10 protein-coding genes are annotated in these 12,533 nt (G+C 64.6%); 4 read left to right on the top strand and 6 right to left on the bottom strand.

The window, feature by feature from the left end; all coding sequences use genetic code 11:
* Positions 1-2: 2 nt before the first annotated feature.
* Positions 3-572, bottom strand: coding sequence for a biliverdin-producing heme oxygenase (locus CFB24_RS16410; RefSeq protein ID WP_158255228.1), 570 nt, complete (start codon positions 570-572; stop codon positions 3-5).
* A gap of 479 nt (positions 573-1,051) precedes the next feature.
* Here CFB24_RS16410 and CFB24_RS16405 point away from each other — a divergent pair, with 479 nt between their 5' ends.
* From CFB24_RS16405 to idi, 4 genes are all read left to right on the top strand, one after another.
* The gene (locus tag CFB24_RS16405; protein WP_088521718.1) at positions 1,052-4,009 is read left to right on the top strand and encodes a bifunctional diguanylate cyclase/phosphodiesterase; all 2,958 of its coding nucleotides are present in this window, start codon (positions 1,052-1,054) and stop codon (positions 4,007-4,009) included.
* Between the two features lie 245 nt (positions 4,010-4,254).
* Positions 4,255-5,958, top strand: coding sequence for a magnesium-protoporphyrin IX monomethyl ester anaerobic oxidative cyclase (bchE, locus tag CFB24_RS16400; protein WP_088521717.1), 1,704 nt, complete (start codon positions 4,255-4,257; stop codon positions 5,956-5,958).
* Positions 5,958-6,566, top strand: a complete 609-nt coding sequence (gene bchJ / locus CFB24_RS16395) for a bacteriochlorophyll 4-vinyl reductase (RefSeq protein WP_088521716.1) — start codon at positions 5,958-5,960, stop codon at positions 6,564-6,566. The genes bchE and bchJ overlap by 1 nt, the downstream gene beginning before the upstream one ends.
* Positions 6,567-6,603: 37 nt before the next feature.
* Positions 6,604-7,143 carry an isopentenyl-diphosphate Delta-isomerase gene (idi, locus tag CFB24_RS16390; RefSeq protein ID WP_244593209.1) on the top strand — a complete coding sequence of 180 codons (540 nt, stop codon included), beginning with the start codon at positions 6,604-6,606 and terminating at the stop codon, positions 7,141-7,143.
* Between the two features lie 139 nt (positions 7,144-7,282).
* Here idi and CFB24_RS16385 read toward each other — a convergent pair whose 3' ends face one another.
* The 5 genes from CFB24_RS16385 to chlG form a co-directional block, all read right to left on the bottom strand.
* Positions 7,283-8,140: a cobalamin B12-binding domain-containing protein gene (locus tag CFB24_RS16385; RefSeq protein ID WP_088521714.1), complete on the bottom strand. Its 858-nt coding sequence runs from the start codon at positions 8,138-8,140 to the stop codon at positions 7,283-7,285.
* Positions 8,141-8,539: 399 nt separating this feature from the next.
* Positions 8,540-9,052, bottom strand: coding sequence for a TspO/MBR family protein (locus tag CFB24_RS16380; protein ID WP_088521713.1), 513 nt, complete (start codon positions 9,050-9,052; stop codon positions 8,540-8,542).
* Positions 9,053-9,054: 2 nt separating this feature from the next.
* Positions 9,055-10,221, bottom strand: coding sequence for a geranylgeranyl diphosphate reductase (locus CFB24_RS16375; RefSeq protein WP_088521712.1), 1,167 nt, complete (start codon positions 10,219-10,221; stop codon positions 9,055-9,057).
* Positions 10,222-10,258: 37 nt separating this feature from the next.
* The gene (locus CFB24_RS16370) at positions 10,259-11,596 is read right to left on the bottom strand and encodes a BCD family MFS transporter (RefSeq protein WP_088521770.1); all 1,338 of its coding nucleotides are present in this window, start codon (positions 11,594-11,596) and stop codon (positions 10,259-10,261) included.
* Positions 11,597-11,639: 43 nt separating this feature from the next.
* Positions 11,640-12,503 (bottom strand): chlorophyll synthase ChlG, encoded by an 864-nt coding sequence (gene chlG / locus CFB24_RS16365; RefSeq protein ID WP_088521711.1) that lies wholly within the window; start codon positions 12,501-12,503, stop codon positions 11,640-11,642.
* Positions 12,504-12,533: the final 30 nt, after the last annotated feature.

Below are 12,533 nucleotides of genomic sequence, written 5' to 3'. Positions count from 1 at the left end.
CCTCAGGCGCCGCCGTTCATCCAGCTCTCCAGGGCCGTGAATGTGACGGCGGCGCCCTCGCGCATGGCGTCCCAGCGCCCGGCGTCGGTCGCCCGCTCGATGGCGGCGCAACATTGCCGCCATTGCGCGTCGGCGCCGCCGCAGCCCGAAAGAAAGCGCCGGCCGTTCTCGCCGCCGGGGCCGAGCAGCGGATCGAGGCCCTTCGCCATCAGGCGCCCGCCGAGCGTCGATCCCGCCCGCACATAGAGGCAGCCCACCAGCCGCCCCTCGTCGACAAGATCGGGCAGCTGGCCCGGCTCGGCCAGCGGCAGGCGCGCCAGTTCGTCCTCGCTGACGTCGAGATCGCGCAGATCCCGCCACAGCCATATCGCGCGCGGCGCCCGGAGGTCGGCCCAGTCCGCCCGGTCCGCGTCGATCCGTTCGCCCAGCAGCCGCTCCAGCGTCGCGTGAAAGCCATAAAGCCGCGCCAGCAGCGCCCGGTAGGCCGGCAGGTCGAGGGTGGCGTCGGCGAGCGCGGCGAAGGCGGGTTGCCGGTGCAGCCGCTCATGATCCGCGCGCGTGGCCTCACGCAACCGCGTCCGTCCATCCGGGCGCCCGGAATGGAGGGCTGGGGGCGGGCTCCTAGTCATATATTTTGTCCATTGTGAGATCCTGTGCATGGCCTCGCACAGAAACAACAACCAATCGTTGAGACTGCGCGGCGCTGCGGTCGAAGAAGGCACCATTGACGAACAGGCGGTTATACAAGGCGAAATCAAGCTCCCCAAAGCATTTGCGTCAAGGTCCTATCCTTAGGGAAAGTCTTGGCCGGAGCCGGATCGACGCGCTATTAACGCTTATTTGTCAAAAAGTTATGGGAATGCGCCTGGGCCGGAATCTTAAAGGTGATTTTAACCGAGATCCTGCCGAGATAGCGATGAGACATTCAAGGTCTGGCGGCTCCAGCTTGCGCGAGGGTTCGGGCAAGTCCGGCTGACGCCGGCGCGCGGCGTTGTCGATGCAATCCAGGGTTTTGGCGGGCCGGCCGCGGCGCCGATGAAGGATAGAGATCATGGTGAGTCCGTCGATTCCCCGCCACGCGGAACTGTCGGCCGAGGGGCTGCCGGAACTTGGCAGGCTGACGGATCTGGGCGGGCTGACGGCCTGCGACCGCGAACCGATCCATCTGTCGGGCACCATCCAGCCGCATGGCCTGCTGATCGTCGTCGACGCCGCCACCGCGCGCATCGCCGCCGCCAGCGCCAATATGGTGCGGCAGCCGCATTGGGGGCCGGGCCTGCTCGGCGCGCCGCTCGATCGGGCGTTCGAAGCCGGCGTTGTCGAAGTCCTGCGGGGCCTCAACGATTCGATCTCGCCCTATGCGACGCTGCCTCAGACGGTTCCGCTGCCGGCGGGACCGGCCGGCGCGGCGGATTATGACGCGCTCTCGCACCGCCGCGGCGCCTATCACATTGTCGAATTCGAGCCATCGACCGGCGGCGGCGCGCAGGCCGAATTTCTGTTGAATCAATACGCCGTCGCCAAGGCGCTGTACGACGCCGACAGCGTCGAGCGCCTGTGCGAGGTGGCGGTTCGGGAGATCCGGCGGCTCAGCGGGTTCGATCGCGTCATGATCTACCGTTTCGACGCCGACGCCCATGGCTGCGTCGTCGCCGAGGCCTGCGGCGAGGGGGCGGAACCGTTTCTCGGCCTGCGCTATCCCGCCTCCGACATCCCGCGCCAGGCGCGGGCGCTCTATTTGCGCAACTGGATTCGGGTGATCCCGGATGTCGATTACGCGGCGGTCCCGCTGCTGGCGATCCCCGAGACCGGCGGCGCCGACCGGATCGACCTGAGCATGTCGGTGCTGCGCAGCGTCTCGCCCTATCACGTGCAATATCTCAAGAACATGGGGGTGAAGGCGACGCTGACGATCTCGCTCGTCATCGACAACCAGCTCTGGGGGCTGATCGCCTGCCATCATTCTTCGCCCCGGAGCGTCAGCCATCTGCAACGGCTCGCCTATGAGGCGCTCGGACAGCAGTTGGCGGTGCGGTTGCGGGCGGCGGAGCTGGCTGGCGCGCAGAGCCGCGCGCACCGCCTGGCGCGCATTTCGGCGCAGGTCGTCACCGCCATGGCCTCCGCCGACCACACCGCGCAGGGCGCGGCCAGCGCGCGCGAGCCGCTGCTCGCCATGGTCGACGCCGACGGCGTGGTTCTGGAAATCGAGGGCGAGCGCGTCGCCGTCGGCGCGACGCCTCCGACCGAGAGCCTGGAGGCGGTGCTTCCCGCGCTGGCGGAGCGGGCGGGGGCGGGGCCGGAGCCATGGTTCACCGATGAACTGGCCGCAGCCCGATTGCCGAATTTTCCCGACGCATGGCCCGAGACGGCGGCCGGGGCGATGTATCTGCCTTTGCCGGGCCGCGGGCGTAATTTCGTGTTGTGGTTCCGCGGCGAGCGCGCGCAAACCGTCCGCTGGGCCGGACGGGTCGATCAGGCCAAGGACGCGTCGCTCGAACCGTTGCAGCCGCGCGCCTCCTTCGCCGAATGGCTGCAGCAGGTGCGCGGGCGCAGCCTGCCCTGGCGCCCGGAGGAGGCGGCGGCGGCGACGGAGCTCGCCCAGGCCATGCCGGAAGTGCTCATGCACAGGTCGCAGAATCGTCTGGCCCGGCTCGCCCTGCACGATCCGCTGACCGGCCTGCCCAATCGCATTTATCTGCTCGACCGGCTCAATGTCGCGCTCGATCCCGGCAAAACCGGCGCGCGGCGGCCCGAACTCAGTCTTCTTTTCATCGACCTCGACAATTTCAAGACCGTCAACGACACCCATGGCCACGACGTCGGCGATGAGCTGCTGAGACAGGTGGCGCGGCGCATCTCCGGGGTGTTGCGCTCGCAGGATTTCGTGGCGCGGATCGGCGGCGACGAATTCGTCGCCGTGGTCGCCAACTCCAGCGAGCAGGACGCCAAGGCCATCGCGCATCGCGTCCATGACGTTTTCCGCGCGCCGTTCATCCTGCAAAACCATACGCGCGCCGAAGTGACCGCCAGCATCGGCTCCGCCAGCATGTCGCCGGACATGTCGCCGAGCGAGGCGCTGCGGCGGTCCGACGCCGCCATGTATCACGCCAAGCGGTCCGGGCGCGACCAGGTGGCGCACTATGACAGCCCGGCCCGAACGTCGGTCGACACCCGAAGGCTCGCGACCGAGGAATTGCGCCAGGCGATCGACGCCGAGGAGATCACGCCCTTCTATCAGCCGGTCTGGGAAATCGGCCGGGAGGGCGCGCCCGTCCTGCACGGCTATGAGGCCCTGGCGCGCTGGCGGCGGGCCGATGGCGCGCTGATCCCTCCGTCGCAATTCATCGAGCGCGCGGAAGCGGATGGCCTGATCGGCGCCCTCGGCCGCTCGATCTTTCGGCAGGCCATGCGTCACCTGCGCGGCTGGCGCAATCGCCGGCTGTCCATGTCCGTCAATGTCTCCGTGCGTCAACTCGTCGCGGAAGGGTTCGCGGAGGAGGTGCTGGCGGATCTGGTCGAACTTGGCGTCGAGCCGGCGCGCCTGTGCCTTGAGATCACCGAGACCCAGGTGATGGAGGCGCCGGATTTGTCGCTCGCCGCGCTGAAGCGTCTGAGCGAGGCCGGCGTGTTCATCGCCATCGACGATTTCGGCGTCGGCTTCTCCTCGCTCGCCTATGTGCGCGATCTGCCGGCGGCGGAACTCAAGATCGACCAGCGCTTTGTCGCGGGCATGCCCGACAGCCGCAAGGACCGCGCCGTGGTGCGGACGGTGGTCGAACTCGCCCATTCCCTCGGCATGCGCACCGTCGCCGAAGGGGTGGAGACCCCGGAGCAGCTGGCCCTGCTGCGCGAGATCGGGGCCGATCTCGCGCAAGGCTATCTGCTCGGGCGCCCGCAACCGCCGGAAGCCCTGTTGAATCTCGGACCGCTCGCCGAAGGGGAGGACCCGCCGCCGGCCGCGCGCCGCGCGCGCCTGAAACGGCCTGAAATCAAATCCGCGACGCAATGACGCTTGGCGCGGCGCAACAGCTGCGCTATTCCTGCCCGGCGTAACCTCATGCAGTCTGATCAAGCGGTCTGGAACGCGTTTTCTATGTACCGTCAGCCCCGGCGGCGCCCGAACCCGAGCGCCGCGCCGAATTGACGATAGCGCTGTCGCGACATCGGAAAACGCTACGGGTCGATTGACAAATGTAAATTGGGCTTTACAATCCAAGTGTCAACAATCCCGTACACACAAAGATGGGGTGTCCTATGCGCCTCCTGCTGATTCACCCCGCCTACCACTCCGGCGGCGCCGAAATCGCCGGCAACTGGCCGCCGGCCTGGGCCGCCTATCTGGCTGGCGCCATCCGCAAAGCCGGTTATGAAGACGTCTCCTTCATCGACGCGATGACCGATCACATCGACGACGACGAGCTCGCCCGCCGCATTCGCGAGTTCAAACCCGACATCGTCGGCACGACGTCGATCACGCCCTCGATCTACAAGGCCGAGCGCACGCTGCAGATCGCCAAGGAGCAATGCCCTGGCGTGCTGACCATTCTCGGCGGCGTCCACGCCACCTTCATGTTCAAGCAGGTGCTGACCGAAGCGCCGTGGGTCGACGCCATCGTGCGCGGCGAGGGCGAGGAGATCATCGTCGAGCTGATCCGCGCCTATGAGTCCGGCAACTGGCTCGAGGCCCGCAAGACCGTCAAGGGTCTGGCTTTTCTCGAAACGGTCGACGGCGCCACGCAGATCGTCGCCACCGAAGCGGCGCCCACCGTCAAGGACCTCGACGCGATCGATCCCGACTGGGACATCCTTGAGTGGAACAAGTATCAGTACATTCCGCTCGACTGCAAAGTCGCGATCCCGAACATGGCGCGCGGTTGCCCGTTCACCTGTTCGTTCTGCTCGCAGTGGAAGTTCTGGCGCGACTACCGCATCCGCGACCCCAAGAAGGTCGTCGATGAAATCGAAAATCTCTACAAAAAGCACGATGTGCGCTTCTTCATCCTCGCGGACGAGGAGCCGACCATCAACCGCAAGAAATTCGTCGCCTTCTGCGAGGAATTGATCGCGCGCGGCCTGCCAGATAACGTTCAGTGGGGCATCAACACCCGCGTGACCGACATTCTCCGCGACGAAGAGTTGCTGCCGCTCTATCGCAAGGCCGGCTTGCTCCACGTCTCGCTCGGCACCGAAGCCGCCGCGCAGTTGAAACTTGATCTCTTCAACAAGGAGACCAAGGTCAACGACAACAAGCGCGCGATCGAACTGCTGCGCAAGAACGGCATTGTGGTGGAAGCACAGTTCATCGTCGGTCTCGAGAACGAGACGGCCGAGACGCTGGAAGAAACCTACAAGATGACGCAGGATTGGAAGCCCGATCTCGCGAACTGGTCGATGTACACCCCCTGGCCCTTCACGCCTCTGTTCGAGGAATTGAAGGACAAGGTCGAAGTTTTCGACTTCGAAAAGTACAATTTCGTCACGCCGATCATGAAGCCCGCCGCCATGGATCGTGGCGAACTGCTCGACCGCGTGATGAACAACTATCGCCGCTTCTACTTCAAGAAGGCGCTGTTCTCCTACCCCTGGGCGGGTTCGGGCATGCGTCGCCGGTACTTGCTCGGCTGCCTCAAGGCCTTCCTCAAGGCCGGCTTCCAGCGCAAGTTCTACGATCTCGGCAAGGTCGGCTATTGGGGTCCGCAGTCGAAGAACAAGGTCGACTTCCACTTCGACGAGTCGCGCAAGATGGACGCCGCCACCACCGGCGACTGGAAGGCCGCCGCCGAGCGTTCGCGCAAGATGCAGGCGCAGATGAATCCCGCCGACATCAAGAATTGCGGCGGCGGCGACGAGCAGATGAGCGAAGAGGACATGGAAGGCATTGACGAGACCGTCAAGGCGGCGCGCGCCGCCGAGCAGGCCGCGTTGGGCGCCGACCAGAGCCATCGCATGCACGTGTGATGGCGCATCCGACTGAAACCGAGCGTTCGGGCCATATTGGCCCGAACGCTGTCATCCAGTTGATCGCGGCTTTGAAGGCGCTCGGTGAAACCGAGGCCATGACCCGCCTCTTCACCGAGGCCGATCGCCTCGCCTGGATTGAATCCCCTCCCAGCGCAATGATTCCCGCCGATGAAGCCGCTAGGCTGCATATCGGGTTGCGCGGCGTTCTTCCCAAGGAACGTGCGGAAGCCGCCCTCGCGCTGGCCGGGCGCTTGACGGCGGATTACCTGCTGGCGAACCGCATCCCGCGTCCCGCGCAATTCATCCTGAAAATCCTGCCGGCGCCGCTCGCGGCCCGCGTGCTGATGCGCGCAATTTCCGCCAACGCCTGGACTTTCGCGGGATCTGCGGGGTTCAGTTACGCGCTGGGCGCCGGCGTGGAGGCTCGCATTCGCGACAATCCGCTGTGCGAAGGTCTGCAAGCCGACGCGCCCGCCTGCGTCTGGCACGCCGCTGTCTTCGAGGGGCTGTTCCAGGCGCTGGTGTCGCCGAAAACGCGCGCGACTGAAACGACCTGTTGCGCCAACGGCGATGATTGCTGCCGCTTTCAATTGCGTTGGAACTAAAAATCGTTTAGCCCGTAAAGGCGAAATGGGATGCAAAATGATCGACGATCTCGAGACTGTCATTCTCGTCGACGACGAGGACAGGCAGGTTGGCGCGCTTGGGAAGATTGAGGCCCATCGTTTGGGATTGCGGCACCGCGCCATCTCGGTCTGCGTCACCAATGAGCGTGGCGAAATGCTGCTGCAACGCCGCGCCCTCTCCAAATATCATTCGGGCGGTCTATGGACCAATACCTGCTGCACCCACCCGCGGGTCGGCGAGGATGTCGCGGACGCTGCGGCGCGTCGGCTTAACGAAGAACTCGGCGTTGCCTGTGATCTGCGCTTTCTGCGTGTCACGCACTACCGCGCCGACGTCGGCGGAGGCTTCGTCGAAGACGAGGTCGTTCATATCTTCCACGCCCGTTTCGACGGCGAGCCCCGTCCCGATCCAGCCGAAGTCATGGATTACGCGTGGCTTTCTCGCGCCGAGTTGGAGACTGACGTCGCGATGCGACCTCAGGCCTACACCTACTGGTTCCGGCACTATCTGGAACATCACCCGGACGAGATTTTCCAAGGCGTCGCCTGTCCCTAACCTAACTCAACGCTATTCTTTTCAGATCGTTGGGCGGGAAGGCGCTCTGAACGTGCGTCCCCGGGGTGTCCAGGTCGACCGACAACATCCCTATCCATCCGATTCGCGCAATTGCGGGGATGCAGGTCGGTGTGTGCGATCAGGCGGCGGCCGCCTGATCGAAATAGAAGCGATTGGCCAGAAGCAGAGCGCCCGCTCCGTCTTCCGCCATGGCGTCTCCGCCGATCCGCGCCGCAAGTTCCGGCCGACCGCGCAAAGCGCAACCGCCTACCATAACGGAAATCGAACGGTTCGCGGAACGACGCCGAATGGCCTCAATCGTGCGTGCGGCGCTGTCCAGATGCGCCTCGTCGCTGACGGTGACGCCGAGAACGGAAAACCATTGCGATTCCGCAAGCCGAGCATTTTCGGCCGCCGAAGCGCCAAGCGACATGGTCGTATCCCAACCCGAAGACACCAGAAAAGCCGAAACGATTTCTACGCCGAAAAGGTGCCGTTCCTTGGGAGCGGATATCAGCAGCGCATTGCGGCCGGGCGCCCCGGGGCCGCCCGAAACCCGCACGCAGGTTTCGAGAAGCGCGCGAAGCCTGGTTACGCCGAGGGTCACATCGACGAAATCGCAGTCATCCTGGAACCAGGATTCGCCCAATTCGCGGGCGGTCGGCGCCAGCAGCGTCTCGAACAGCGCAGCCATGCCCATGCCGGCGTCGCGCATACGAAAGAAAAACTTCTCCGCATCTGCGCCGTCTGGTTGTCTCACCAGTCGGGCGAACTCGGTCACAATTTCCCTATCGGCTTCAAAAGGAAAAGCCGGAACTCTCAGTTGGCGATGCAGGCTGGCGAGTTTGGGTCCAACATGCTCATGGACGACCCTCTCCAGTCTCTCACTCTCACCGCCTTGCGGCGCGCGCCCCAAGGAAAATTTGCTTGCTTCTTGAAGTTGCAAAATACCCGCATGATGGTCGCGAGCATCAAAGGCAAAGCCAACAAAACCCATCAACCCCTCCCGGTCAAAAGCACCGATGGGAAATTCCGTCGAGCCAGTCGTTGAGGGCCAGCGGGCGTATAAAACCCAAAATACCCTCCCGAGTAAAGCCCCGCCGACGCCTTCGAGCGCCTTCCCTACGGATTGCCGAGCGGCAATCTAGGGACGGCCCAATTTTAGATCCTTGACATAAATCATTTTATTTCGCGGCGTTTTCGGTGCCGCGGCGTGACGGACGGAGTGACGCTGCGACATTACGCCTCAAGCCGACACTTGATTCATCGGTGTCGACGCCACTCGACGACGTTAAACAGCCCACAAGATCAGCAGCATGCGCAAGCAGTTTACAAGCGCAGATCACGTGCGCCATCCGGGTGCCTTTCGGAGGCGCAGCGCCGGCGGCGACTATCTTTATTCCGCCGCCTCGTCACGCGTCGAAAACGGGGCGTTCAGTCGCACCACCTGCCAATTGAGCCAGCCAGCGAACGTGACCCACGCGAGATAGGGAGCAAGCAGAGCGGCCGAACGCGGCGAAAAACTGATGCAGAACAGAATCAGCGCAAGGATTGAAATCCAGAAGGGCACGAGTTCGATCAAGGCCCAATCGGGACGCCGAAGCTTGAAATACAAAGGGGTCCAAGCAAGATTCAGCAGGGCGTTCACGACGAAAAGCGCAATCAAACGCCAACGCGTGACCGAGTCCGGCGCATCGTTCCACGCCACAACGCCCGCAGTGGCGATCAACGCGAAAATGATCGACCAGCCCGGCCCGAAGGCCCAATCTGGCGGTTTGAGCGCCGGGAAACGCAATGCCTTATACCAAGGGCCGGTGTCCGTGGTCACGCCACCGAAAACCGCGACAACCAGCACTGCGCTGGTTGCGACGGCGATTTCGACAAGATGGGACCAGAACGTCTCGATCATGATCAGGCAAGTCTCAGCAGATGCGCGACATCCTTGAAGAAAATGCGCGCCTGCGCCAAAAAGTTCCGCTTGGGGTATTCCTTGTTCATATAGGATTCCCAAGTCAGGCGCTGCACATCGGGATCTCGGCAGATCTTGACGAAGCTTTCGCGACCGCGATCCGTCGAATAGAAGAAACGCTGCAGCAAGCCGAGCACCCAGAACACGCGGCCATGATCCTTCATGAAGCGTTTGCGCGCATTGGCCAGCGCGCGCGCGTTGCCGGTTTCCAAGCACTCGCCGACCGCCTCGGCGGCGAGCCGGCCGCCGAGCAGCGCGTAATAGATGCCCTCGCCCGAAGCCGGCGCGACCGTACCGGCGGCGTCGCCGGCCAGCAGCACGTCGCGGCCATTGTCCCAACGCTTCAGCGGCTTCAGCGGAATGGGCGCGCCCTCGCCGCGAATCGTCTTGAGCGGACCGAGATCGGTTTCGCCGCGCAGCGCGGCCACCGCGCCACGCAGAGAGAATCCCTTATGCGCCGAGCCGACGCCGACGCTCATGGTCGGGCCGTGTGGAAACACCCAGGCGTAAAAATCCGGCGAGAGGTTGCCGCGATAGTAGATTTCACAGCGGTCAGGGCGCTCGGCAGGCGTTTCGACGATCTCGTGGTAGGCGAACACCATCGGAATGCGTTCGGCCCCGGGAATTTCCTGACGTCCGACCTGGCTCAAAGCGCCATCGGCGCCGATGACATATTTGGCGCGCAGAATTTCTTCGGTGACGGAGTCTTTGGGTCGATAGTGCACGAGCACATCGCCATTTTCACGCGTCAGCTTCACATAGGTCCCGGTCAGCCGCGTGGCGCCGGATTCCGCGGCGCGGACACGCAGGAACTCATCGAATTCGAGCCGGTCGACCATGCCGACATAGCCGCCCTCGATGGGCATGTCGACGCGCACGTCGGTTGGCGAGATCATCGTCGCCATGCTGACGCGGCATTTCAACAAATGCTGCGGGATGTCGAAGTCGCGAATGGCGCGCGGCGGAATGGCGCCGCCGCAAGGCTTGATGCGGCCAGCCTTGTCGAGCAGCGCAACCTTGCGTCCGGCCCGGGCCAGATCATGCGCGGCGGTCGCGCCGGCCGGTCCGCCACCGACCACAACCGCGTCGAAGCGATCCTGATCCGGCATGGAGTTCTCCTTTTCACACTGACTGTTGAAACTGTCCTCACGCGCCGGTCGGCGCGCTCTCGAATTCCACGGCCCCGGCTTCGGCCCGGGGCGCCTCGCGACCGATGCGGACCGCGAGCATCGCCGCGGCCACGAAGGCGACGGCCTCTATGACGAAGACGGCGCCGTAAGCGCCCAACGCCGAACCCAGCGCCCAACGCGCGATATCGACAAGGCCGGCGCCGATCAAGCCGCCGGCGCCGAGCGCCAAGGCTTGCGCGGCGCCCCAGAGGCCCATGCGCACGCCCTCGCGCGCTTCCGCGCCATGGCCGGCTAGCCCCATCATCGCGCCAATCGCCGAGGCGGCGTAGATCCCATTGCCCACGCCCAATGCGAAGACTGCGATACGCAGCGGGCCGGGATCGGCGGCGACCAGACCCGTGGCGGCGACCGCGACCAGCGCCGCGGAAGCGGCGAGACAACCCCCGACGATCCACAATTTCAGGTCGCCCAGCCGCCGCCCGCCGATGGCGGAGGCGCCGATCGCCACCGTGATCATGCCGAGCAGAACGCCGCCATGCTGCAGACCGGCGAGCTTTGTCGTAACCCCCGGCGTCAGCCCGAAGGCGAGCCCGGCGAACGGCTCCACCAGCAATTCCTGGGCGCTGTAGGCGAGCATGGAGACAAAGATGAAAACCGTAAAGCGCCGCGCCGCGGGTTCCGACCAAACCTCGTGAAAGGCCTCGCGGAACGAATTGGTCCGGCGTTGGGCCGCCGCGCGCGGCCGCGAATGTGTTTCAACGCCGATCACCGCCAGCGACGCCACGGCAAAGGCCGCCAGACAGACGACGCCAGTCACTTCGATCAATCGCGAGCCGGAATAGGGGTCAAGGTAATGTCCGGCGAGCGGCGCCGTCACCGCGAAACCGACGATCATCATGACCCAAACAAGCGTGGCGGCGGCGGCGCGACGTTGCGGCGCCACACGCGCAGCCAAAGTCGCCAGCACATTGGTGCCCGCCGCGCCCGCGCCGCAGCCGACCAGCAAAAAGCCCAATGCGGCGACGGCGAGGCCTTCCAGTTTCGACGCGTTGGCGAGGGCTGCGCCTGCAGCCGCGAGCACGCCGCCGACCGCCAGCGCGGCCATGCCGCCGATGATCCAGGGCGTGCGGCGGCCGTTGACGTCGGATTGATGGCCCCAGGCGGGACGCATCACCTGTACGCCGTGAAACAGGGCCACGAGCAGGCCGGGAATGACAGCGGGGAAGGCAAGCTCGACCACCATCACCCGGTTGATCGTCGCCGTCATCAACACGACGATCGCGCCAAGCGAAGCCTGCACCAGACCAAGGCGGATAATTCCCGTCCAGGTCAGCAACGACGAAGCGTCGCGCATCCCGGGATCCAAAGAGGGCTCGGAGGCGACGCTCATGACGGCCTCACCCCGCACGCAGCGCGAAGGCGCTGACCAGCATGCCCAACACATAAAGCGTCGTGCCGGTCGCATTGTAATAAGCCGCCTGCCCACGAGGGTCGCGCAGCAGTCGCGCCATCAGCACGAGTTGGCCGACAAACAGACCGACGACGAGCACGGCGTAGAAAGGATGCCCCCATTTGGCGAGCAGGAAGATCGCCACCACTTGCGGCGCCGCCATGACGACGCAAGCCAGACGCACGGCCTTGTCCACGCCGAGCTGCACCGGCAGCGAGCGCACGCCCATGACCTTGTCGCCTTCGATCGCTTTGAAATCGTTCAGGGTCATGATGCCGTGGGCGCCAAAGCTGTAAAGGAAAGCGAACAGCACCACAGCGCCGCTCGGAAAGGCGCCGGTCATCGCCGCCGCGCCGGTAAACCAGGGCAAACCCTCATAGCAAAGCGCGACAGCCGAATTGCCGTACCAGCCGTTCAGCTTCAGGCGATAGGGAGGGGCGCTGTAGGCCCAGGCGAGCGCCAGGCCAAGCACGGCCGCCGCCAGCACCGCGGAACCCAGGGTCGCGGCCACGATCAGCGACAGCACGCTCCAGACGCAGCCAATGTAAAAGCCCCAGTTTCCCGGAATGCGGCCTGATGGGATCGGGCGTTCCGGTTGGTTGATGGCGTCAACCTCGCGATCATACCAATCGTTGACCGCCTGGCTGGTGGCGCAGACCAGCGGCCCGGCGAGCACCGCGCCCAGAAGCGCCGCGCCCCACTTGATCGGGACGCCGCTCGACACCACGCCGCACATATAGGCCCACATCGGCGCGAACCAGGTGATGGGCTTAAGTAGTTCAAGGACGGCGAACAATTGAGGCTTTTGCATGTAAAAACGCTAAACTTGACAGCCCAAAGT

It is taken from the genome of Rhodoblastus acidophilus (assembly GCF_900187365.1).
Classification (GTDB): Bacteria; Pseudomonadota; Alphaproteobacteria; order Rhizobiales; family Beijerinckiaceae; genus Rhodoblastus; species Rhodoblastus acidophilus.
The sequence above is the reverse complement of the archived record's forward strand: the minus strand, read 5'-3'. Positions and strand labels throughout refer to the sequence as shown.